The 23,795-nt window shown below is 67.4% G+C and carries 19 protein-coding genes; 2 read left to right on the top strand and 17 right to left on the bottom strand.

From position 1 onward, the window contains the following. Nucleotides 1–14: 14 nt before the first annotated feature. From AC3A3X_RS12325 to AC3A3X_RS12300, 6 genes are all read right to left on the bottom strand, one after another. On the bottom strand, nucleotides 15–1,007 hold the full coding sequence (locus AC3A3X_RS12325; protein WP_487583316.1) for an AAA family ATPase: 993 nt from the start codon (nucleotides 1,005–1,007) through the stop codon (nucleotides 15–17). A gap of 175 nt (nucleotides 1,008–1,182) precedes the next feature. Further along, complete coding sequence (locus AC3A3X_RS12320; RefSeq protein ID WP_487583315.1) at nucleotides 1,183–3,114, bottom strand: type IV pilus secretin PilQ; 1,932 nt, start codon at nucleotides 3,112–3,114, stop codon at nucleotides 1,183–1,185. A 19-nt stretch (nucleotides 3,115–3,133) separates the two neighbouring features. Next, nucleotides 3,134–3,700: a pilus assembly protein PilP gene (locus AC3A3X_RS12315; RefSeq protein ID WP_487583314.1), complete on the bottom strand. Its 567-nt coding sequence runs from the start codon at nucleotides 3,698–3,700 to the stop codon at nucleotides 3,134–3,136. 1 nt (nucleotide 3,701) lies between these two features. Continuing rightward, nucleotides 3,702–4,370 carry a type IV pilus inner membrane component PilO gene (locus AC3A3X_RS12310; protein WP_487583313.1) on the bottom strand — a complete coding sequence of 223 codons (669 nt, stop codon included), beginning with the start codon at nucleotides 4,368–4,370 and terminating at the stop codon, nucleotides 3,702–3,704. Continuing rightward, entirely contained in the window at nucleotides 4,367–5,146 is a 780-nt protein-coding gene (locus AC3A3X_RS12305) for a PilN domain-containing protein (protein ID WP_487583312.1), read from the bottom strand. Before AC3A3X_RS12305 ends, AC3A3X_RS12310 begins: the two co-directional genes overlap by 4 nt. Beyond that, the gene (locus AC3A3X_RS12300) at nucleotides 5,146–6,204 is read right to left on the bottom strand and encodes a pilus assembly protein PilM (RefSeq protein ID WP_158734115.1); all 1,059 of its coding nucleotides are present in this window, start codon (nucleotides 6,202–6,204) and stop codon (nucleotides 5,146–5,148) included. The genes AC3A3X_RS12305 and AC3A3X_RS12300 overlap by 1 nt, the downstream gene beginning before the upstream one ends. 245 nt (nucleotides 6,205–6,449) lie before the next feature. Between AC3A3X_RS12300 and AC3A3X_RS12295 the strand changes: the two genes are divergently transcribed. After that, entirely contained in the window at nucleotides 6,450–8,945 is a 2,496-nt protein-coding gene (locus tag AC3A3X_RS12295) for a penicillin-binding protein 1A (protein WP_487583311.1), read from the top strand. A 240-nt stretch (nucleotides 8,946–9,185) separates the two neighbouring features. Further along, entirely contained in the window at nucleotides 9,186–9,851 is a 666-nt protein-coding gene (locus AC3A3X_RS12290) for a hypothetical protein (protein WP_487583310.1), read from the top strand. Nucleotides 9,852–9,863: 12 nt separating this feature from the next. On the opposite strand, the gene AC3A3X_RS12285 is transcribed toward AC3A3X_RS12290, so the two are convergent. From AC3A3X_RS12285 to AC3A3X_RS12235, 11 genes are all read right to left on the bottom strand, one after another. Continuing rightward, nucleotides 9,864–10,472 carry a hypothetical protein gene (locus tag AC3A3X_RS12285; RefSeq protein WP_487583309.1) on the bottom strand — a complete coding sequence of 203 codons (609 nt, stop codon included), beginning with the start codon at nucleotides 10,470–10,472 and terminating at the stop codon, nucleotides 9,864–9,866. A 16-nt stretch (nucleotides 10,473–10,488) separates the two neighbouring features. Then, entirely contained in the window at nucleotides 10,489–11,802 is a 1,314-nt protein-coding gene (locus AC3A3X_RS12280) for a citrate synthase (RefSeq protein ID WP_487583308.1), read from the bottom strand. A gap of 501 nt (nucleotides 11,803–12,303) precedes the next feature. After that, complete coding sequence (locus AC3A3X_RS12275; RefSeq protein ID WP_158734120.1) at nucleotides 12,304–12,549, bottom strand: type B 50S ribosomal protein L31; 246 nt, start codon at nucleotides 12,547–12,549, stop codon at nucleotides 12,304–12,306. 82 nt (nucleotides 12,550–12,631) lie between these two features. Then, a complete protein-coding gene (locus tag AC3A3X_RS12270; RefSeq protein WP_487583307.1) occupies nucleotides 12,632–13,567 on the bottom strand; it encodes a nucleoside hydrolase in 936 nt (311 codons plus the stop codon). Between the two features lie 37 nt (nucleotides 13,568–13,604). Next, nucleotides 13,605–14,336, bottom strand: coding sequence for a copper homeostasis protein CutC (locus tag AC3A3X_RS12265; RefSeq protein WP_487583306.1), 732 nt, complete (start codon nucleotides 14,334–14,336; stop codon nucleotides 13,605–13,607). Then, the gene (locus tag AC3A3X_RS12260) at nucleotides 14,333–15,340 is read right to left on the bottom strand and encodes a glycosylasparaginase (RefSeq protein WP_487583305.1); all 1,008 of its coding nucleotides are present in this window, start codon (nucleotides 15,338–15,340) and stop codon (nucleotides 14,333–14,335) included. The genes AC3A3X_RS12265 and AC3A3X_RS12260 overlap by 4 nt, the downstream gene beginning before the upstream one ends. Nucleotides 15,341–15,446: 106 nt before the next feature. After that, the gene (locus tag AC3A3X_RS12255; protein WP_487583304.1) at nucleotides 15,447–16,463 is read right to left on the bottom strand and encodes a glucokinase; all 1,017 of its coding nucleotides are present in this window, start codon (nucleotides 16,461–16,463) and stop codon (nucleotides 15,447–15,449) included. A gap of 178 nt (nucleotides 16,464–16,641) precedes the next feature. Beyond that, a complete protein-coding gene (gene recG / locus AC3A3X_RS12250; protein WP_487583303.1) occupies nucleotides 16,642–18,762 on the bottom strand; it encodes an ATP-dependent DNA helicase RecG in 2,121 nt (706 codons plus the stop codon). 79 nt (nucleotides 18,763–18,841) lie between these two features. Beyond that, nucleotides 18,842–21,265: a TonB-dependent receptor gene (locus AC3A3X_RS12245; RefSeq protein WP_487583302.1), complete on the bottom strand. Its 2,424-nt coding sequence runs from the start codon at nucleotides 21,263–21,265 to the stop codon at nucleotides 18,842–18,844. A gap of 95 nt (nucleotides 21,266–21,360) precedes the next feature. Further along, a complete protein-coding gene (locus AC3A3X_RS12240; RefSeq protein WP_487583301.1) occupies nucleotides 21,361–22,521 on the bottom strand; it encodes an SO2930 family diheme c-type cytochrome in 1,161 nt (386 codons plus the stop codon). Beyond that, nucleotides 22,518–23,771 (bottom strand): parallel beta-helix domain-containing protein, encoded by a 1,254-nt coding sequence (locus tag AC3A3X_RS12235; RefSeq protein WP_487583300.1) that lies wholly within the window; start codon nucleotides 23,769–23,771, stop codon nucleotides 22,518–22,520. Before AC3A3X_RS12235 ends, AC3A3X_RS12240 begins: the two co-directional genes overlap by 4 nt. Between the last annotated feature and the right edge of the window lie 24 nt (nucleotides 23,772–23,795).

The following is a 23,795-nucleotide window of genomic DNA, read 5'->3' as shown; positions in this document are numbered from 1 at the left end:
TCCGGGCCATCGGCTCAGGGCAAGGGCACCCGCTGCAGCAGTTCGGCCACCAGGCGATCACCGTCCCAGCCCTCGGCCGTGGCCTCGTAGCTGGGCAGGATGCGGTGGCGCAGCACGTCCGGCGCGACCACACGGACATCGTCGGGCGTCACGAAGGCGCGGCCGGCCAGCCATGCGTGCGCACGCGCGCAGCGCTCCAGTGCGATCGAGCCGCGCGGGCTCGCGCCCCAGGCGATGCGCCGAGCCAGCGCCGGGTCGTAGCGCGCGGCATCGCGCGAGGCGAGCACCAGTTCGATCAGGTAACGCTCCACCGGCGGCGCCAGGTGCAGTTCGAGCACGGCCGCGCGCGCAGCGAAGACATCCGACAGCGGCATGCGCTCGACCACCGGCGCCGGTGCGTGCAAGGCTACGCGCGCGCGCTCGCGGGCCAGGCGCAGGATCTCGGTCTCGGCGGCGATCTCGGGGTAGCCGATGCGCACGTACATCAGGAATCGATCGAGCTGCGCTTCCGGCAACGGGAAGGTGCCTTCCTGCTCGATCGGGTTCTGCGTGGCCATCACCAGGAACAACGCCGGCAGCGCGTAGGTCGCGCGCCCCACGGTGACCTGGCGTTCGCCCATGGCTTCGAGCAGCGCCGACTGGACCTTGGCCGGCGCGCGATTGATCTCATCGGCGAGCAGGATGGGATGGAAGATCGGCCCGGCCTGGAACTCGAAGCGCCCTTCCTGCGGCCGCCACACTTCGGTACCGGTCAGGTCGGCCGGCAGCAGGTCCGGGGTGAACTGGACGCGGGCGAACTCGGCGTCCATGCGCGCCGCCAGCGCGCGGATGGCGCTGGTCTTGGCCAGGCCCGGCGCGCCTTCCACCAGCAGGTGGCCGTCGGCCAGCAGGGCGATCAGCAGCCGCTCGATCAGCGCCGCCTGGCCGACGATCTCGGCCGAAAGCGCCTCGCGCAGGGCGCGGAAGGCATCGTGCACACGGGGCAGGTCGTCGCTGCGGCGGTCCATGGGGGTCTCGAATGCGGGGCAGGACCAGTTTGACCGAAGTTCGGCGGCGGGGTTCAGCAGCGCCGTCACCCATTCAGCGACAGGTACCCCTGGCCGCCTTCGCGGCAATGGCGACCATGACGCAGAAAGCCCGGCTTTCGCCGGGCTTTCCGTCAAATCGCGAGAACCGGAGAACTTACCGCTGCTCGACCTTGAGCACCTTCGGCGTGACCATGATCAGCAGCTCGGCCTTGTCCTTGTTGCGGCCCTTGCGCTTGAACAGGTTGCCCAGGAACGGCACGTCGCCCAGGAACGGAACCTTGGAGATGTCGCTGCGATCGCGGAACTCGTAGACGCCGCCGACGACCACGGTCTGGCCGTCCTGCACCAGCACGGCGGTGTTGACCTCGCGCTTGGCGATCTGCGGGACCTGGCCGATCGAGGTATTGGTGAAGCCCTCGACCTCGTCCTTCTTGACGTTCATGTTCAGGAACACGCGGCCGTCGTGGGTGATGGTCGGGGTGACCTTCAGCTCCAGCAGCACGTCCTTGAACTGCACGTTCGGGATCGGAATCGAGTTACCGCCCTGCTGCGGCGAGATCGTCACGTAGCCGACTTCCTGGCCCTGGCGGATCACCGCTTCGCGCTGGTTGCTGGTGACGATGCGCGGGTTGGAGATCACCTCGCCACGGCCTTCCTCCTGCATCGCCGACAGCTCGACATCGAGCAGGTAACCGGCGTTGAGGATCGACAGGGCAAGCGCACTGGGGTTGGTGACCGAAGCGGCGGGCAGGTTGCTCATCAGCGAGCGGGTCACGTCGAAGGCGTTGGCGCCACTCTGCACCGCGTCCGCACGCGAGCCGGCATTGGCCGAGGCGGCGTCGGTGTTGCCGCCGAAACCGACCGAGCTGCGGTCACCCGCCTTGCCGCTGGCACCGCTGATGCCGAACTTGGCACCCAGGTCGCGGGCGAAGGTATCGGTGGCGATGACGACGCGAGCTTCGATCAGCACCTGGTCGACCGGGCGGTCGATCACGTGGATCAGCTCCTTCATCTGCGTGATCTTCTTCGGGATGTCGCTGATCATCAGCGTGTTGGTGCGCTCATCGGCGACCAGGCGACCACGCGGCGAGAGGAAGCCGCTGTCCTGGTTGCTGCCGCCGGTACCACCGCCACCGCCGCCGCCGATGCCCTTGGCTTCGGTCAAGGCCTTAAAGATCTGGCCGGCGTTGTGGTAGTTGATCTGCACATACTCGGTGGCCAGGTCGACGCGGTTGTCGATGGCGATGCGCGCGTCTTCCTTGTCCTGCTCGTACTTGGCGATCTCGGGCTGCGGGGCGACCCACACCACGTTGCCGCTGCGACGCTTGTCCAGGCCCTTGGCCTGCAGGACGATGTCCAGTGCCTGGTCCCACGGCACGTTCATCAGGCGCAGGGTGATGTTGCCGGTGACCGTGTCGGAGGCGACGACGTTCAGGCCCGACTCTTCGGCGATCAGCTGCAGGACGGTGCGAACCGGAATGTCCTGGAAGTTGAACGTGACCGGACGGCCGCTGTAGGTGCGACCACCGGTGGCGGCGGGCTTACCGTCGACCGTGGCGCCCACGGCGCGGCCGGTGGCGGCTCCCGTGCGCGGCACGATTTCGACGATGTACTCGCGGCCGGTCTGGTAGGCCATCGACTCGAAGTTGCCCGTGGTGTTGAGCACCAGCTGCATGCCCTTGCCGCTGGCGCGGGCGTCGATGCGTTGCACCGGCGTGGCGAAGTCGACCACGTTCAGCGGCTTCTGCAGCGATGCAGGCAGCTGTGCGTTGCCGACGTCGATGACGACGCTGGAGCCCTGGTTGCGCAGGTCCGGCGCGGCACCGTCGCCGCTGAACTTCACGACCAGTCGGCCGGAGCCGTCAGTGCCGCGCTTGAAGTCGATGTTGGACACCGCGATGGTGCCCGGCAGCTGCTTGGCCGGATCGGCGCTGGCCGCGGGTGCGACCGTGGCCGGTGTCGTGGCGGGTGCGGCGGCGTGGACGGCGCTGAAGGCGGCAATTGCGCCGACCATCAGACCCACCGACCCGCTGCGCAAGAGCAGCGGGCGACGGGCCGGTCGCATGCGTGTGTTGAAAACGGTCATCGTTGCTATCCCCCAATCCCTATTGATCTTCCAACGCGACCGTGGCCGGGCGTTCCAGCCATCCACCCGCGCCGTCCGGCACCAGTTCCACCAATTCGATGTGGTCTTCGAACACGCCGGTCACGCGACCGTCGCTCTGCCCCATGTACGCGCCGGACTGGACCCGGTAGGTCACCTTGTCCGGCGCCATCACCAGCGCCACGACGCCACCGCCCAGGCCCAGCGTACCGACCATGTCGAGGCTGTCGAGCGGGAACTGCTCCAGCGTCTGCTTGCGGCGCGCCGAATCCGGACGCAGGCCATTGCTGCCATCCTCGTCGGTGAAGGCCGTGCTGAACGGATCGCGCATGGCGTAGGCGTTGTATTCGAACGTCTCGAACTGCTGCATCACCGGCAGCGGATCCAGCGGCGGCGCCGGGCGTGCCTTGACCTCGGCGATCCACTTTTCCAGGTTCGGCGACTCGCCTGGGGTGCTGGTGATGCCGCGCGAGCAGCCTGCCAGGACCAGGGCGACTGCCAGCAGGGTCAGCGCGCGCCTGCTCAGAGCACGCGGTGCCGCGCCGTCACGAATGGAGATTGCGCGCATCTCAGGTCCCCCCCTGCTTGCCGGCCGCGGCCGTTTCCTGCTTGGCCACTTCATCCTCGTCGAGGTAGCGGTAGGTCTTGACCGTGCCGGCCAGTTCGAGCGGACTGTTGGGCGTGATCGCGGCGCCGGCTTCCTTGCTGCGCGGCTTCAGCGAGATGTCGTGCATGGTCATGATGACCACGCGCGGCAGCGAGGCCACGCCGCTGACGAAACCGCCGAACTGGTGGTAGCTGCCCACCATGCGCAGTGCGATCGGCTTCTCGGCGTAGAACTCCTTGGGCTGTTCGCCACCGGGCTGGAACAGCTCGTTGGTGATGCCGGTGGCGAGCGCGGTCTGCGAGATGTCGACGATCAGGTCGGGCATCTCGGTCTTGCTCGGCAACTGGCGCAGCATCTGCTGGAGCTGCTGCTCCATCTGTGCCAGCTGCTGCTTCAGGGGTTCCAGGTTGGCGGCGCGGCCCTGCTTGGTCTCGTACTCGGTGCGAAGTTCCGCTTCCTGGCGTTCGAGTCCTTCCAGTTCGGTGCGCTTGTCGCTGACGAACAGGTACCAGGCCAGGCCGACAATGAGCAGGGCGACCAGGACGCAGAAGCCCAGCTTGGCCTGCTGCGGCCAGGAGCCGATGTTGTTGAAATCGAGTTCGTTGAGCTTGATGGATTTCTTCTTGCTCATGACGCCGCTCCCTTGGTCGGCGCTGCAGCCGGCGCCGTCGGCGCGTTGGCGGGGGTCGCTACCGGCGCGGAAGCCGGGGTGCTTGCCGGTTGTGCGGCGGCTGCGCCCGGCGCGGCCGGTGCAGCAGCTGCCGGTGCGGTGCCGGCGGCGGTGGCGTCAGCCGATTGCGCGATCTGCGAGGTCGATGCCGCCGGCGCGTCCGGCATGCCGTCGCCGTCCTCGTCCTTGGGCGCGTTCGGGTTGGCCAGCTGGACCTGCAGCTTGAACATGTACGGCAGGCCCTTGTCGGTGCCCTTGGCCTCGATGATCGACAGGTCCGGCTTGGTCATCCAGCCGGAGCTTTCCAGGTTGCGCATGTAGGTACTGACGCGGGCGTTGGACTGGGCGCGACCTTCGAGCGTCAGGGTCTGGCTGTCCTGCTTGATCGAGGTCAGCACGGCGCCGTCGGGGATCGTGCGCACCAGCGAATCGAACAGGTGCACCATCTGCGAGCGGTTGGCCTGCAGCTCTTCGATCACTTCCTTGCGTGCGAGCAGCTTGGCCTTCTTCTTGTCGAGTTCCTCGATCTCCTTGATCGCCTTGTCGACCTGCGTGATCTGGTCACGCATGTAGGTGTTGCGCTCGTTCTGGCCGTCGATCTGGCCGTTGTAGTAGCTGATGATCACGAACGACAGCAACACCGCGCCCAGCGCCGCCATCGCGAACATCACCGCGAATTCTTTCTGGCGCAGCTTGCGGCGTTCTTCGCGCCACGGGAGGAGGTTGATGCGTGCCATCAGTCGAAGCTCCTCAGGGCGAGGCCACAGGCGATCATCAGCGCCGGCGCATCCTGGGCCAGGGCGTGCGCCTGCACGCGCGGCCCCAGGGTCATGTGGGCGAGCGGGTTGGCGATCGTGGTCGGCACGCCGAGCTGTTCTTCGACCATCTCGGCGATGCCGGCGATCGAGGCGCAGCCACCGGCCAGGACGATCTGGTCGACGCGGTTGAACTCGCTGCCGGCATAGAAGAACTGCAGCAGGCGGCTGATCTGCTGGACCATCGCCTCCTTGAACGGCTCCAGCACTTCGGCCTCGTAGCTCTCCGGCAGTCCGCCCTGGCGCTTGGCCAGTCCGGCTTCCTCGTAGCTCAGGCCGTAGCGGCGCATCACTTCGTCGGTCAACTGCTTGCCGCCGAACACCTGCTCGCGGGCATACAGGCTGCGGCCCTGGCGAAGGACGTTGAGCGTGGTCATGGTTGCGCCCGAATCGACCAGGGCGACCAGGCCGTCGCGCGGCCCGCCGAGCTGGTCGGCCACCAGGGCGAAGGCGTTCTCGAGCGCGAAGGCTTCGACGTCCATCACCTTGGGCGTCAGGCCGCCGATCTCCAGCGCCGAGGCGCGGACTTCGACGTTCTCCGAGCGCGAGGCGGCCAGCAGCACCTGCAGCATGTCCGGGCTGCCCGGCATCGGACCCAGGACCTCGAAGTCGTGATTGACCTCTTCGATCGGGTACGGAACGTAGTTGACCGCCTCGAGCTCGACCTGCGACTCCAGGTCGTCATCGTCCAGATCGCCCGGCATCGGGATCACCTTGGTGATCACCGAGGAGCCGGCGACGGCGGCGGCGGCATGTTTGGCCCGCGTGCCAGAGCGCGCGACGGCGCGCTTGATCGCCTGTCCCACCGCCTCGACCTCGACGATGTTCTTCTCGACCACGGCATTGGGCGGAAGCGGTTCAACCGCGTAATGCTCGACGCGGTAGCGGTTGCCAGCCCGGGAGAGCTGCAACAGCTTGACGGCAGTCGAACTGATGTCCACGCCGACGACTGCCGGCTGGCTTTTTGTGACAATCCCCACGGTATTCTCCCCTTGTCACAGGCGCTTACGTGCGCTTCGTGTGACCCCGCTTTAAATATCGAAGTTTGCGCAGCCTGGCAACCGTTTCGTTCGGAATTGCCTTACTGCGTCACTTTCCGCCCCTTCAACGGCTGGCCAGCCCTGCCCCGTCTGGCCCGTCCGCCCCGCCCTTGCCCCGCTCAAGTGCCTTTCCCCGGCTCATCTATACTCCACGGCCACTACACCCGCAATCGGAACCTGCCTTGATGCCCCGTTTCCGCCGCCTGCTGCGCTGGGCGCTGATCGCGTCCGCCGGCCTGGCCCTGCTTGGCGCCATTGCCCTGGGCACCCTGTACTACCTCGTCGCCCCCAAGCTACCCGACGTCGAGACCCTGCGCACGGTCGAGATGCAGGAACCGATGTACGTCTACGCCCGCGACGGCCGCCTGATGGCCCTGTTCGGCGAGACCCGGCGTTATCCGATCTCGATCCAGGACGTCCCCGAGCGGCTCAAGCAGGCCTTCATCTCGATCGAGGACGCGCGTTTCTACAAGCACCATGGCGTCGACTTCAAGGGCATCGGGCGCGCCGTCTGGCTGCTGGCCACGACCGATGCGCGTCGCGTTCCCGGCGGCTCCACCATCACCCAGCAGGTCGCGCGACAGTTCTTCCTCAGCAACGAATACAGCTACACGCGCAAGCTCGCCGAAATGCTGCTGGCGATGCGCATGGAGCGCGAGCTGAGCAAGGACGAGATCTTCGAGCTGTACCTCAACAAGAGCTTCTTCGGCAATCGCGCCTACGGCGTCGGCGCTGCCGCGGAGTTCTATTACGGCAAGAAGCTGGGCGAGCTCACGCTCGACGAAATGGCATCGCTCGCCGGCATTCCGAAGTTCCCCTCCAGCGGCAATCCGCTCAGCAATCCCGAGCGCGCCAAGGAACGTCGCGACTACATCCTGCAACGCATGGCCGACCTGCGTTACGTCAGCCAGGCCGAGGCCGACCAGGCCAAGGCCGCACCGATGCATGCCACGCCGCATGAGCGTCCGGTCGAGGTCTACGCGCCGTACGTGGCCGAGATGGTCCGCCAGGAGATGGTGGCCCGATATGGTGCCGAGGCACTGACCCGCGGCTACCACGTCACCACGACCATCGACCCGGTCCTGCAGGTCGCCGCCGACCAGGCCATCCGCGACGGTCTGTCGGTGTACGACCGACGCCACGGCTGGCACGGCGTCGAACAGCACTTCGACCTTGCCGCCGGCGAAGACGCGGCCTCGCTGCGCAATCGCCTGCGCGGCGTTCCGGCGCAGGCTTCGCTGTTTCCCGCCATCGTCACCGGCAGCAACGGCAGCCAGGTGCAACTGGTGCTGGCCGACGGCAGCGAGATCGAGCTGGGCCCCGACCAGGGCTTCGGTGGACGCAGCCCGGCGAGCCTGGTCAAGCGCGGCGACCTGGTGCGCGTGCAGCGCATCGACCCGCCGCCGGCCAAGCCCGGCCAGACCGGGCCGATGCCGGCACCAGGCTACCGCCTGGACCAGATCCCGCAGGCACAGGCAGCGCTGGTCTCACTCGAGCCGGGCAATGGCGCACTGCGCGCCCTGTCGGGTGGCTACAGCTTCGCCGGCGCCAAGTTCAACCGCGCCACCCAGGCGCGACGCCAGCCGGGCTCGAGCTTCAAGCCGTTCCTGTACGCCGCTTCGTTTGAGCGCGGCTTCAACCCGGCCTCGGTGGTGCTCGATGCGCCGGTCGTGTTCAAGGACCGTCGCGGCCATATCTGGCGCCCGCAGAACGACAGCGGCAACTTCGCCGGTCCCATGCGCCTGCGCGAAGCGATGGTGCAGTCGCGCAACCTGGTGTCGGTGCGCCTGCTCGACGCCATCGGCGTCGACTACGCACGCAAGTACATCAGCCACTTCGGATTCGACGAAGCCGAACTGCCGCCGAACCTGTCGATGTCGCTGGGCACCGCCTCGCTGACGCCGATGTCGGTCGCGCGCGGTTTCGCGGCCTTCGCCAATGGCGGTTTCCGCATCACCCCGTGGTTCATCGACGAGGTGAAGGACCGCGAAGGCGCGGTGGTGTTCAAGGAAAAACCGGCGATCGCCTGCCCTGCCTGCGGCGGCAACCCGGGTTCAACGAACAGGGCGGTGCAGACCACCACGGTGGTCGATGGCTTCAATCTCGGCCCGGATGCGACCCCGGCGGCCGCGGCCGAGAGCAAGCCGAAGGACGAGCCGAAGAAAGCCGAGATCGACACCAGCAACCTGGTGCTGGCGCCACGCGCGATCGACAGCCGCATTGCCTACCAGATCAACTCGATGCTGCGCGACGTGGTCCTGCGCGGCACCGGCACGGCGGCCAAGGTGCTCGAACGCGAGGACGTCGGCGGCAAGACCGGTTCCACCAACGACCACCGCGACGCCTGGTTCTCCGGCTTCGGCGGCCCTTACGTCACTACCGTCTGGGTCGGCCGCGACAACTACAAGTCGCTGGGCTACCGCGAATACGGCGGCAAGGCCGCGCTGCCGATCTGGATCGACTACATGCGGGTAGCGCTGAAGGACCAGCCGATCTCCCTGAACGAGCCGCCCGAAGGCATGGTCAAGGTGTCGGTGTCGGCCAGCGGCGCGCTGGTGCCGGGCGAAGGCGGCGGCATCGTCGAATGGGTCAAGGCCGAAGATCTGGAGCGCATGCAGAGCTACGTCGACTATGGCCCGGCCGAGACGGCGCCGGCAGAGGAAGAGTTCGACATCTTCTGATTCGCCCCCTGGTTCGCAAACACCAGCAAGCAACAAACGACGCCGGGTTCGCCCGGCGTCGTCGTTTCCGCCCACCCGGCGCAGGGCATTGGTTCATGCTGCGCGGGCAAAATGAACATCACCGATACGCCCGAAGCGGTAACTTCCAGGCGCGATGAAACGTGTTAGGTTTCTGCTGCCGGTGCAGTTTCGGCCGCGGCGCAACCGGTCGCCGACGTCGTGCCAGATGCGGAGGTCGACATGCCACACGCCCGACAGCACGCCAACCTGCACGCACAGACACGCACCCGCGAACGCCGTCACCGCCTCGCCCACGAGGCCGCCCGGCTGATGGCCGAAGGCGGAATCCGCGACTACCACCAGGCCAAGCTCAAGGCTGCCGAGCGCCTGGGCATTTTCGACGACGCCTCGCTGCCGCGTAACCGCGAGATCGAAGAAGCGCTGCGCGAGTACCAGCGGCTGTTCCAGCGCGAGAACATCCCGGCACTGCGCCAGCGCCGCGAGTCGGCGTTGCGCGCGCTCGAGTTCTTCAAGTCGTTCGAGCCGCGCCTGGTCGGCCCGGTGCTCGACGGCACCGCCGATACGCGCAGCCCGGTGGCATTGCACCTGTACAGCGACGACCCCGATGCACCGCCGCGCTTCCTGGAGCAGCATGGCATTCCCGCCGAAGCGCGCAGCCGCCGCCTGCGCCTGGATCGCGAACGCACCGGCGACTTCCCGGTGTACATCTTCAGCGCCGAGGACATCACCTTCGATCTCACCGTGCTGCCCCTGGACATCCTGCGCCAGGCGCCGCTGTCGAACACCGACGAGAAGCCGATGAAGCGCGCCAGCGCTACGCAGCTACGGCAGTTGCTGGCGGACGACGAGATCCTCGATTACGAGAACGGCGACACGACGCCGTAGGTGTCGGGGGCGTTACCCACCCCGCATCGCCCTGCGCGCGGCAGCGCCGGAAGCACCAGTGAACCCGAACACGTTGAGTTCGATCACCACGAAGGCGACCAGCCACAACAGCGCATCCCAGGTATCCAGCCAGGCGGCGTGCGGATCCTGCCCGCCAATGCCCATCGCCGCCCAGGTCAGCATGAAACCGACCAGCGCCAGGTAGAGCAGCGAGGCGGCAATACGGCGCAGCTGGTGCAGACGCAACGCACCCGGCGGAAGACGAACCTCCAGCTCGAGCAGCGCGATCACCCCCAGCCAGACCACCTCGTTGGCGAAGTCCAGCCAGACCCGCTCCAGTGCATAGCCGACCACCGCGACCACGACGGCGACAGACGCCAACGCACGAACACCATGCAGAAGCGGCAGCCAGCGACGCGGCAACGGCCAACCGCCGGTCTCCCACTCGAACAGAAGCAGCAGCACGAACCACGCCGCGGTATCGATCAGCTCGGTGACGCGGCCATACAGCGCATACAGCACGACATCGCCGGCCAGCAACACATAGACCAGCCATTTGAAAACGACAAAGCCGCGGTGTGGCCGCGGCTTTGTCGTTGCGTCGGCGCGAACGCCGGCCATGTGCGCGGGCGAAGCCTCAGCGCTTGCCGGCGTCGACGTAGTCGCGCTGCGGCGAGCCGACGTAGATCTGGCGCGGACGGCCGATCTTGTTCTCCGGATCGTTCTGCTGCTCCAGCCAATGCGCGACCCAGCCAGCGGTACGGGCGATGGCGAACATCACCGTGAACATCTCCACCGGGATGCCGAGCGCCTTGTAGATGATGCCCGAGTAGAAGTCGACGTTCGGATAGAGCTTGCGCTGCACGAAGTACTCGTCCTTCAGCGCCGCCTCTTCCAGCTTCATCGCCACTTCCAGCAGCGGATCGTTGACGCCCAGCTCGCCCAGCACCTTGTGGGTCATCTCGCGGATGATCTTGGCGCGCGGATCGAAGTTCTTGTAGACGCGGTGGCCGAAGCCCATCAGGCGGAAGCCCGACTCCTTGTCCTTGGCCTTGGCGACCGCCGAACCGACGTTCTCCGGACGGCCGATCTCCTCGAGCATCTTCAGCACGGCTTCGTTGGCACCGCCGTGCGCCGGACCCCACAGCGCGGCGACGCCGGCGGCGACGCACGCGTACGGGTTGGCACCGGTGGAACCGACCAGGCGCACGGTCGAGGTCGAGGCGTTCTGCTCGTGGTCGGCGTGCAGGATGAAGAGCAGGTCCAGCGCCTTGGCGGCGACCGGGCTGAGCTCCAGCGGCTCGCTCGGCACTTCCTTCATCATGTGCAGGAAGCGCGTGGTGTATTCGAGGTTGTTCTTCGGATAGCGCATCGGCCAGCCGATCGAATAACGATGGCAGGCAGCGGCGATCGTCGGCACCTTGGCGATCAGGCGGATCGCGGCCAGGCGGCGCTGTTCCGGATCTTCCAGGTCGAGATCGTTGTGGTAGAAGCTCGCCATCGAACCGAGCATGCCGACCAGCATCGCCATCGGATGGGCGTCGTGGCGAAAGCCGTACAGGAAGGTGCGGAAGGCCTCGTGCATCATCGTGTGATGCGTGACTTCGTGCTCGAACCTGGCGAACTCGCCCTGGTTCGGCAGCTCACCGTTCATCAGCAGGTAGGCCACTTCGAGGAAGCTCGAATGCTCGGCCAGCTGGTCGATCGGGTAACCGCGGTACAGCAGCACGCCGGCATCGCCATCGATGTAGGTGATCGCCGACTTGCAGCTGGCGGTGGCGGTGAAGCCGTTGTCGTAGGTGAAAGCGCCGGTTTCCTTCGGCAGCTTGGCAATGTCGATGCAGGGCTGGCCGAGGACCGGATGGTGGACCGGCAGGGTCACGGTCTTGTCGCCAGCGGTCAGGGAGACCTGGTCGAACTTGTTGGGACCGGGCTTGGTGGAATCGGACACGAAACACTCCTCAAGTCTGCATGCCTGCCGCGGAGGCAGGCCGGGCACGAGTGGGCCACAAATGGGCACGGGGTCACGGCAGAACTCGGCCGAACCGCGATAGTGAATTATCGCACAACGCCCTGGAGCCAAGGCTCGGACTTTGGTCGGCTTGCACCCCGCGATCGCAACGGTGCGTCGCGTCCACGGGGGCTCGCGCCGCCTGGGGCAGCGCCACCGGCTGTAGCCGGGCCGACCGTCGGCGCCAATGGCCAGACACGGCAACGGCCGCCTTGCGGCAGCCGTGGCTTGTGTGGTCTGACCGAAGCGGACGGCGTTCGTGCAGCCCTGCCTTTGCTGGCGCGCTCCGCGCAAACGGCAACGGCCGCCTTTCGGCAGCCGTTGTTGCAACAGATCCCTGGCTCCAGCGACAGCCTTTCGACAGTCGTTGCTACAGCAGATCCACCGCGTCGCTCACCATGACCTCTCGGCAAAGCCGTGCCTGAAGCACGGCCCGGAAGATCACTTCTGGGCGTAGCGCTTGCGGAACTTGTCGACGCGACCGCTGGTATCCATGATCTTGTGCTTGCCCGTGTAGAACGGGTGCGAAGCCGAGCTGATGTCGACCTTGATCAGCGGATACTCATTGCCGTCCTCCCACTTGATCGATTCCTTGCTGCCAAGGGTCGAGCGGGTCAGGAACTGGAAGTCGGTGGTCACGTCTTGGAACACGACTTCGCGGTATTCGGGATGGATGCCGGCCTTCATGGCACTCACCAATCTTTAAGCGGGAAAGCGCGGAAGTATAGCGGCCCCGCCCCGCCCGGGCAAGTCCGGATTTCAGCCAGGATCAAACGGCGGCAAGGGCATCCCGGATCAGGCCCTCCAGGCGGGCCTGGTCGTAGCGCAGCACGATCCTGGCCCTGTCCGGGCGGCCGCTCTGACGCTGCCAGTCGACCACGGTCATGCCGCGGGCATGGCCATGGCCCAGCTCGACCGCCAGCGGGCGCCGCGCCTCTTCCAGCACCCCATCCGGGGCCAGGGCGCAGGCCATGGCGAAGGCGTCTGCCGAGTGCCAGTAATCGCCGCGGCGGTCGGCCGACCACTCGCGGGTCTTCTTCGAGATGCGCTCGTAGAAGCGCGCGCGCTCCGAATCGGCGCCCAGCCATTGCTCCACGCACTGGTGATGCAGGCCGTGGGCGATGGTGCCTTCCCAGTCCGCCAGATCAAGGTTCGCGAAGGCCTCGAAGACGATGTGCGCCGCTTCGGGATCGAAGTAGATGTTGAACTCGGCTGCCGGGGTGATGTTGCCGTGGCCGGTGACGGCGCCGCCCATCACGACGAAACGCGCCACGCGCTCAGGCAGCGTCGGATCGAGCTTGAGGGCGAGTGCGATGTTGGTGAGAGGCCCCAGTGCGACCAGCAGCAGCTTGCCGGCATGCTCGTGCGACAAGCGCAGGATCGCCAGCGCGGCATGCTCGGCCTGTACCTTCTGGCGCGCCGGCTCATAGCCGACATCACCGAAGCCATCCTGGCCGTGCACGTAGCCCGCATCCGGCGCCGGATGCAGCAGCGGACCGGCGCAGCCGGCGAACACCGGTACGTCGACGTCGGCGACCTCGCACAACTTCAGTGCGTTGGCCACGGTGTGGCGCAGACCGACATTGCCGGCGGCGATGGTCAGGCCGACGACGTCGTGGCGTGGATCGTTGAAGGCCAGCAGCAGGGCCAGCGCGTCGTCGACGCCCGGGTCGGTATCGATCAGCAGGGGGATCTTGTCGCTCATGGACCGATTATGGCCGGGAAGATGACACGCCTGCACGTCAGGCTGCGTCGAGCACCGCACGCAGGGCCCGGATCCGATCGACATCGCTCTGCAGCCAGTGCGCATCAAGGCCTGAAATGACTTGGCTGACGGGATGCATGCGCGAGGAGCGAAGCACTTTCGCGGACGCATGGAATTCGTCCGCGCCGCTGCGGGTGACGAGTTCGGCGAGGTTGTCCTCGCTGATGCCCGCGCCCGCCATCACCCGGATGCGCCGATCGGCCTGCCGCACCAGCGCCGCGATCGCGTCGGCGCCTTCAGGCGCAGTCGATTGCGCGCCCGAGGTGAGCACCCGCTCGCAACCCAACCCGATCACCGCCTCCAAGGCCTGCGCCTGGTCACGCGCGACGTCGAAGGCGCGATGGAAGGTGGCGCCCAGCGTGCCTGCAGCCGCAATCAATTCGCGGCAGGTTGCCTCGTCCACGGAGCCATCGTCGGCGAGTGCGCCAATGACCACGCCGTCGCAGCCCAGGCGCACGCACGACTCGATGTCGCGCAGCATGACCTCGCGCTCGAGGGCGTCGTAGAGGAAGTCGCCGGCGCGCGGTCGGATCAACGCGTACAGCGGGATATGCAGGCGATCGCGTGCGAGCGCGATCGTCCCGTACGACGGCGTGCAGCCACCGTCGCCGAGGTTCTCGCACAGCTCGACGCGGTCGGCACCGCCTTCCTGCGCCGCCAAGGCCGAGGCCAGAGAATTGGCGGCAATCTCCAGCAATGGCCGGCTCATTTCTGTTCCGTCGTGTAGACCGAGGCCGATTCGTGCAGCTGTTCGTGCGGCCCTTTGCCACCATCGTGCAGCGCGTAGACGAAGCCCTTGTGCAATGCGAACGCGCCAACCTCGCCGTCGCGGTTGAGCGCGAGGAAGCACACCTGCAGCTGCTTGCTCGCCTCCGGCCGTTTGCGCACCACACGCTCGATCGCTTCGCGGCAGGCATCGGCCGGCGACCGACCCTGACGCATCAGTTCGACGACGAGGAAGCTGGCGGCGTTGCGCACCATCTCCTCGCCAACACCCGATGCGGTGGCCGCGCCGACTTCGTTGTCGACGTACAGGCCGGCGCCGACGATCGGACTGTCTCCCACCCGGCCATGCAGCTTCCACGCCATGCCACTGGTGGTGCAGGCGCCGGCCAGGCGCCCCTTGGCGTCGAGGGCGAGGATGCCGAGAGTGTCGTGGTTGCTCTTGTCGCCCGGGCGCTGCTGGCGCTCGGCGTTGATCTGCGGCGTGTATTGCGCGGTCTTGAGCCATTCGCGCCAGGCCTGGCGTGCCTGGTCGGTCAGCAGCGGCGTCTTCTCGAAGCCCTGGGCGATGGCGAACTGCTGCGCGCCGGCACCGACCAGCATCACGTGCGGCGTCTTCTCCATCACCGCGCGCGCCACCGATACCGGATGGGCGATGTCCTCCAGCGCGGCGACCGCGCCGCAGCGGCCGTCGCCGTCCATGATGCTGGCATCGAGGGTGAGCACGCCATCGCGATCGGGATTGCCGCAGCGACCGACGGTTGGATTGCACAGGTCGGCCTCGGCCCAGCGCGCGCCGGCCTCGACCGCATCGAGCGCGCTGCCGCCGTTGCCGAGCACGCGCCATGCGGCAGCGTTGGCGCCGACGCCGAAGTCCCACGTTGATACGACGCGGGCACGATTCGTCGCGGGAGCGGCGCCTGCATTGGGCAATGCCAGCGCGCCGGCGGCGAGCAGGGAAGACTGGAGGAACTGTCGGCGATTGGTCATGGCACTCCGTACTGTAGGAGCGAGCTTGCTCGCGATAGGGCGTAATCGTGTGGGCGACGCCCGATCGCGAGCAAGCTCGCTCCTACCGCGTTGTCAGATCACGTTTTCAGAAGCCGGAATGGCGCTCGTAGTACCAGGCCGCGGCGCCGACCAGGCCGAGCTGGCCATGGTCGACCAGCCACACCGGCACGCGCGCCAGCACCTCGCCTAGCACACCCTTGTTGCGGAAGCGCTCAGCGAACTGGCTGTCGAGCAGGAACGGTCGGATCTGCGCAGGGATGCCACCGGCCAGGTACACCGCGTCTGCGCCGAAGGTGACCGCAAGGTCCCCGGCGAGGCTGCCGAGCAGCGCGCAGAACAACTGCAGCGTCTCCACCGCGCGCGCGTCGGTACCGGCTTGGGCCGCAGCGGCAATGGCTTCGGGGTTGTCCAGCGCAGGCGCGACGCCGTCGAGTTCGCACAGGGCCTGATAAGTGTTGACCAGTCCGGGACCCGACAGCACGCGTTCGTTGTCGACGTGCGGCCAGCGCTGCAGCAGATGACGCACCAGGTCGAGTTCGCGCGCGGTACCGGCGGCCAGTGCGGCGTGCCCGGCTTCGCTGGCCAGCACGCGCAACGGGGCGTGCTGCTGCGCGCTGGGCAGGCACAGGGCGGCACCGAAGCCGGTGCCCGGGCCCAGCACCAGCGCCGGGCCGTTGCCGGCGCGCTCCGGGCCGCACACCCGCGTCATCGTCGCCGCATCGACGTACGACATGGCGCAGGCCACCGCCTCGAAATCGTTGAGCAGGGCCAGGTGGGTAACCCCGGCAGCCTCGCGGGTGCTGCGCACCGATACCGGCCATTGCAGGTTGCTGTTGATCAGCGTGTCGCCTTCCAGGCGACCGGCGATCGCCACCACGGCGTGGGTGCGCTCGGCTGCGAACTCGCCGGCGAAATGGTCCAGGATCGCCGCCAGGCTCGGGTACTCGGCGCAGGCATAACGGCGGTACTGCAGCACGTCGACCTTGCCGTCGGCTCCCACCCGGACCAGGCCCAGGCGCGCGTGCGTACCACCGACATCGGCGGCAATGAACGGCTGGGCGCCTTGGCGGACAGCGGACTCGTTTGCGGGATCGGCAATCACGGAATACGGCGGGACGACCAAGGGTCGGACTGCGCATGATGCCACTGTGGGGTCAGGACCGACCGGCACCCCAGCAGTCTTCTGACCGTCGGAAGGCCAAAACACAGCCCCGTAGGAGCGAGCTTGCTCGCGATCGGGCCTTGCCGCGGGATACGCCCGATCGCGAGCAAGCTCGCTCCTACGCCCCGGCGAAGCGCACCGCCCCGCCCACCCAGCGCGCGACGATGCGCTGCGCCAGCTCCGGCGATTCGCGCAGCAGGCGTTCACCGATGTCCTGCACCTGGGGCAGCAGGTCGGCGTCGCGGCCGAGGTCGGCGACGCGGAACTGGGCCAGGCCGGTCTGGCGCGTGCCGAGCAGTTCGCCGGGCCCGCGCAGTTCCAGGTCCTTCTCGGCGATGACGAAGCCGTCGTTGGTCTCGCGCATGGTCTCCAGGCGCTGGCGGGCCATCTGCGACAGCGGCGACTGGTACAGCAGCACGCAGCTGGAGGCGGCACTGCCGCGGCCGACGCGGCCGCGCAGCTGGTGCAGCTGGGCCAGGCCCAGGCGCTCGGCGTTCTCGATGATCATCAGCGAGGCATTGGGCACGTCGACGCCGACCTCGATGACGGTGGTCGCCACCAGCAGGTCAATCGCGCCTTCCTTGAAGGCGCGCATCGTCGCCTGCTTGTCGGCCGCCTTCATGCGACCGTGGACCATGCCGACGCGCAGCTCGGGCAGGCGCTTGGACAGGTCCTCGAAGGTGGACTGTGCGGCCTGCGCGATGACTTCGTCGCTGTCGTCGATCAGGGTGCAGACCCAGTACGCCTGGCGGCCCTCGGCGCAGGCGCGGCGAATGCGCTCGACCAGCTCCGGGCGACGCTCGGCGCTCAGCGCCACGGTCTGCACTGGCGTGCGCCCCGGCGGCAACTCGTCGATCGCCGATACGTCGAGGTCGGCATAGGCGGCCATCGCCAGCGTGCGCGGAATGGGGGTGGCGGTCATCACCAGCTGGTGCGGGACGATCGCGTCGCCGTTGCCGTTGCCACCGACGCCCTTGTCGCGCAGCGCCAGGCGCTGGTGCACGCCGAAGCGATGCTGCTCGTCGACGATGGCCAGGCCGAGGTCGCGGAACGCCACGCCCTCCTGCATCAGCGCATGCGTGCCCACGACCATCTGCGCCTCGCCGGAGGCGACCTCTTCCAGCACCTTGGCGCGGGCGCGGCCGGTGACCTTGCCGGCCAGCCAGGCCACGCGCACGCCCAGCGGCTCGAGCCAGCCGCGCAGGTTGCCCAGGTGCTGCTCGGCCAGCAGTTCGGTCGGCGCCATCAAGGCGGCCTGCTTGCCGGCCTCGACCGCCTGCATCGCCGCCAGCGCCGCGACCACGGTCTTGCCGCTGCCGACGTCGCCCTGGACCAGGCGCAGCATCGGATGCGGCCTGGCGAGGTCGGCGCGGATCTCGTCGAACACGCGCTTCTGCGCGCCGGTCAGTGCGAACGGCAGCGCCTTGCGCAGGCGCCCGGCCAGCGCGGTCTTGCGCAGCACCGGCGCGGCATGGGCCTGCTGGGCGATGCGCTGGCGGCGCAGGCTGAGGTGGTGCGCCAGCAATTCCTCGAGCGCGAGCCGGCGCTGCGCCGGATGGCGGCCGGCGATGAGCGCGGCGACATCGGCGTCCTGCGGCGGCCGATGCACGGTCAGCAGCGCCTCGCGCAGCGACGGCAGCTTGAACCCGTCGCGCAGCTCGCGCGGCAGCAGTTCCAGCGACGCCTCGTCGGGAAGGCGATCCAGGGCCAGGCCGATCAGGCGGCGCAGCGATACCGGGCCAATGCCCTCAATTGCCGGATAGACCGGATCGAGGCTGCTGCCCAGTTCGGCATCGGCGTCCTCGTCGAGCATGCGGTAGCTGGGATGGACGATCTCCAGGCCGTTCTGGCCCGGTCGTGGCGTGCCGTAGCAGCGCACGCGTGCGCCCGGCTGGAACTGCGCGACCTGGGCCGCGCGGAAATGGAAGAAGCGCAGCACCAGCGTCGCCCGAGAGTCGTCGCCGATCGCCACGCGCAGCGTCGGCCGGTAACGGAAGCCACGCTCGACCGCCTCCACCCGCCCTTCCACCTGCGCCGCCACGCCGGGCTGCAGCAGGCGGATCGGAGTCAGTGCGGTGCGGTCCTCGTATTGCCGGGGCAACTGCAGCCACAGATCCTGCAGCGTGGTCAGGCCGCGGGCGGCCAGCTTTTCGGCCACGCGCGGGCCAACGCCGCGCAGGCTGCTGATCGGTTGCTGGTGATGGAGAGCGACGGCAATTCCGCCCTTGCGTGTCGGCATCCGCCAAGGATGCCCGGATCGCCGCAAAACCTGAACCCCGGCACGAGGTGCCGGGGTCGGTGGAGGCCTTGCCTCCCGGTCAGAACTTCGCGCTGACTTCCAGGCCGTACTGGCGCGGCTGGGTCATGCGCGCGCCAACGGTGCCGAGCACGGTCATGCCGTAGGTGCCCAGCGAGTTGACGTACTGGTTGTCGAACACGTTGTTGCCGTACAGCGCCCAACCCCAATGGCCGCTGGCCGAGGTCCAGCCCAGGCGCACGTCGGTGAGGTTCTGCGCCTCGCCGATGTCGATCGCGCCAGCGCCCGTTCCGCAACCCAGCAGGCTGGCGGACTCGTCGTTGCTGCGGCATTCGCCGACGTAGGAGTGACGCAGCGAGGCGCGCATGTCGCCGGCATCGCCCAGGTGCCAGACATAGTTGGCGCCGGCGGCGAACGACCAATTCGGCGCGCCGCTGGGTTCGCCGGCCAGGTCGACACCCTGCGGGTTGATGTACGACTTGTAGGTCGAATCCAGGTACTCGGCGTTGAAGTCGAAGCCGAGACCGTCGGTGGCCTGCCAGCGCAGGTCGAAGTCGACGCCGTAGGCTTCCTGGTCGGAGGTGTTGACCACGAAGCGCGGAATGGCCGTCGTCATGTCCAGCGTGACGGCCTGGCGGTTGTCGTAGACGTAGTAGAAGGCCGAGACGTTGTAGGCCAGGCGCTGCTCCGGGAACGACTGCTTGATGCCGGTCTCGAAGTTCCAGACGTCTTCGTTCTCGAACTCGCTGCCGATCTGCAGCGCGTTGAAGCCGCCGGCCTTGTAACCCTTGGCCAGCGAGGCGAAGCCCATCAGGTTCTCGGCGAAGTGGTAGTCGGCGACGAAGCGCGGGCTCCAGTCGTCCCACGACTTCTTGGCGCGGTTGAGCACGCCCTTGTTCGCCATCGCCGGCGGGTCGATGAAGGCGACGTCGAAGATGAACATCTCCTTGGGCAGGCCGATCGCATCGAAGAAGCCGATCGAATCGAGCAGGTCGAGCTGCGCATCCAGCTCCGGCGCGCTGCGGTGATCGTTGAACCAGGTGAAGTCCTTCTCGTCGCGGGTGTAGCGCAGGCCGGCGGTCAGGTTGAGCTTGTCGTTGACGTGCCAGGTGGCGTCGCCGAACGCGGCGTAGGCCTTGGTGTCGAGCGTGTTGACGAACTTCTCGTTCCACGGCAGGCCGGTCAGGTCGACCGGGATGCCGAACATGTTGGCGACCTGGGTGATCGGGCCGAACAGGCCGCCCGGGGCGAGTCCCATGTTGTTGGCGATGGTGTCGATCGAGTCAGTGAGCGCGTTGACTTCGCTGGTCTGGTCGGCCTCTTCCTGGAAGTAGCTGACGCCGGCGGACCAGTCGATGCGGTCGGTGCTGCCGGTGAACTTGAACTCCTGGTAGAAGTTCTCGTTGCTCTCGGTGTTGGTCGAATCGACGTAGAGGTAGCTGAGGTTGGTGCCGTCCTCCTCGACGCGGTTGAGCGAGTCGTACTGGTGCCAGGCCGAGGTCGAGGTCAGGCTGCCCCAGCCGAAGTTGTGGTCGACGATCATCGTCACGCCGTCGAACGTGCGCGTCTCGGCGTTGCCCTGCGCATCGGTGGCGGTCGCTATCTTCAGCGGATCGAGGAACTGCGACGGGTCGGCCGGTGCGGCCGGCAGCATCGGCAACGCCGGGATCGGCACCACGCCGGTGGTGGCCTGGCCGAGCTGGTCCAGGCTCTCGTGGTCCCAGGTGATCCAGGCGCGGGTGTTGTCGCCGAACCGGGTCTGGAACGAGGCCCGCGTGGCCCAGTTGTTCTCCGGCGCCAGGTCTTCCCCGGTCACCGAATCCTGCAGCCAGCCATCGCTGTGGTTGAAGATGCCGTTGAAGCGGAACGCCGAGTCCTCGCTCACGGCAACGTTGGCCATGCCCTCGAAGTAGGTCTTGTTGTCGTTGCCCAGGCGCAGCTTGGCGCGCGCGCCGTTCTGGTCTTCGGGGCGGGTGGTGATGATCGCGATCGCGCCGGCGGCGGTGTTGCGGCCGAACAGCGTGCCCTGCGGGCCCTTGAGCACTTCGATGCGCTGCAGGTCGGTGAACGGCAGCAGCACGCCGCCGCCGCGACCGGCGTAGACGCCGTCGACGTACACGCCGACCGCCGGATCGGTACCGATGCCGAAGTCGTCGGTGGCGATGCCGCGCAGCTGGAAGCTCGGCTGTGTCGGCTGCAGGCTGTTGATCTGCAGGCCGGGCACGAAGCTGTCGATGTCGCCGAGGTCCTCGGCGGCGACGTCCTCGAGCAATTGCTCGGTGACGACCTGCAGTGCGATCGGCACGTCCTGCAGTTCCTGTTCGCGGCTCTGCGCGGTGACGGTGATCGTGTCCAGCTGCGTGGCGCTGACCGGCGCGGGTGCGTCGGCGGTCTGCGCCATGGCCAGCGGCATTGCCGCGGTGAAAGCCAGACCTGACAGTGCGCGGCCCAGACTGATTGCGAGCCTGCTCTTGCGTGGCGACATCGGAACTCCCCTCCCAATGACTTTCTTGTTGTTTTGGCGCCGGCAGCCCACGTTCTAGCGGACCGCACGGCAGTGGTTACTTCATTGCGATTGCATCATCGCGACTGCATCGCGACGTTCTGCTCGGTATCGGTGCAACTCCCCAGCCATGCTCCGATCCAGTCACGGATCAGGGCAACGCCTTCCTCATGCACGGTTCCCCGACCGAGCTCGGGCATCATCGCACCTGGATCGAGGCTGTCCATCCGGTAGACCAGGATCGAATCGTCCGGGCGGCCCGGCACGATGTCGAACATGTGGTCGCCGGTGCCCTGCCCGGCCGCGACCGGCGGCTTGCACAAGCCGAGGCGGCGCGAATCGGTGGTGCCGGCGTCGAGCCAGAGACCGGAGGTATCGGCCGGTCCCTTCGGGTTGTGGCAATGGCCGCAGTTGACGTCGAGGTAGGCCCGCGCGCGGTCGCCGAGCTTGGCCGATGCGTCGTCGAAGCGGGCATTGCGCGGCACGCCGGACTGCGGCAGCCCCTGCAGACGGCCGAGTTCGACCATGCGCGCGAGCTGGTTGCTTCCCGGATGCCAGGGATCCTCGCGGTTGAGGTGGCGCGCCTTCGGGCCGATCGGATGCAGCACGCGAGTGGTGTTGTTGGTGGAATGGCACCCGGCGCACTGGTTCTCGTCGGGGACCATGTAGCTGAAAGCCTGCTTGCCGCTGCCGTCGGGCTTGTGCAGCGTCATCGCGATCGAGTCGCCGGCGCGCGCCAGCGCCGCTTCGGTCTGCGCCGTGTTCCACACGTAGGCCATCGCCACCCAGCCCTTCTCGCGACGTACCAGCAGGCGAGTCTCGATCAGGCGGACCTTGGAGAGGTCCAGGCCGTCGCGGCTTTCCGACGGCGTCTCGGCCACGCGCAACACTGCCTCACCGTTGCCTGCGCGCGGGTAGTAGAAGGTCTTGCTGATGATGGTGCCGACCGGGAAGTCGAAGGCTTCGTAATCCTGGTACGTGGCCTTGGTTCCCGGCGGCAGCCACAGCGTGCGCAGCTTGTGCGCGTAATCGCTGAACAACGCGCTGTTGAGGGCGTACGGCTCGACGCCCTCGTTCATGCGCAGGTGGCCGTCGGCGACCGACAGCACGTGCCAGTCGCTGAGGTTTTCCGGATGGCCGGTGGCATGGAACTGCACCGGCTCCTGGCTGCGCTTGCATCCCACCAGCGACATCGCGGCCAGCATCACGGCCGCGCCGATCACGAACAATTGCTTCATGCCGTCGGAACCGCCTTCGTTGCCGTTGCTCCGATATCGCCCGGCATCGTCACCACCGGCAGCGGAGGCAGCTTGCAGCGCACCGCTTCGGTCACCAGGTTCGGGTTCTTGTACTTGTTGGGGCCGTCGGCGTTGAGCGTTTCCGCGGCACCGTTGTCAATGCAGACCTGCGCGCCGCCCGGGCGCGCGGTGTTGACGTAACCGTCCCACAGCACGTCCGGCAGGCGGCCGCCCAGGCCGAACATCGCCACGCGCAGTGCCTTCAGGTCGAGGCCGTCGGGCTTGTCGCCACCGCCCTTGAAGCGGTTGCCGTAGATGGCGATCTCTTCGGGATACGGATCGAACGCCTTGGCCACGCCCTTCTCGGTCATGTAGCCGGTGGAGAAGTAGCTGGAGATGATCACGTTCGCCGTCTGGTTGTCGGCGATGTCGTTGTCGAAGATCTCGACCTTGTCGTTGGAGTTGATCACCACCCCCGAGCCGGCCGGCACGCTGGCCACGGCCGCGCCCTTGGCGGCGAAATTGCCGGTGTTGTTGGCGATCACCTTGTTGCGATAGACGCGGGTGGTGTGGCCCGGCTGCGGCAGGTTGGGCATGTTGAACACGAGGATGCCGCCGGTATTGTCGGTGGCGGTGTTCTCGTAGACGTCGGCGCCGATCGAGTTCTCGATCTCGATGCCGGCGACGTTGCGCTCGGCGCGGTTGCGGCGCACGACCACGTTCCTCGACTGGCCGACGTAGATGCCGGCATCGGACGCGCCGATCGCGACCGAATCCTCGATCAGCACGTTGGTGGTCTGCACCGGGTAGATGCCGTAGGCGCCATTGGTGGTCTTGGGGCCGCCGGTCCATTCCACGCGGACGCCGCGGATGGTGATGTTCTCGCCTTCGTTGACCTTCAGGCCATCGCCCTTGCTGTCTTCGATGGCGAGGTTTTCCAGGGTGAAGTTGCCGGCGTTGACCAGCAGGCCTTCGGCACCGGCCTTCTGGTCCTTGAAGCTGAGGATGGTCTTGTCCATGCCGGCGCCGCGGATGGTCACGCCGTCCACGCGCAGGCTCAGGCTGCGATCAAAGGAGAAGCGGCCGGCCGGAATTTCGATCACGTCGCCCGCCTTGGCGTCGAGCAGCCGGCCGATCAGCACCTTCTGGTACTCGGCGTCGGCGGCCGGGGCTGCGGCCTCCTGCTTCTGGCAGCCGGCCAGGCCCGCCATGCCAACTGCGATTGCAATGCTGAGAGTGATGCGCTTCATAAGGTTTGCGTCCGTCCCCATTCC

This window comes from Lysobacter sp. Soil_N_23 (assembly GCF_057656135.1).
This window is presented reverse-complemented; position numbering and strand designations above follow the sequence as displayed.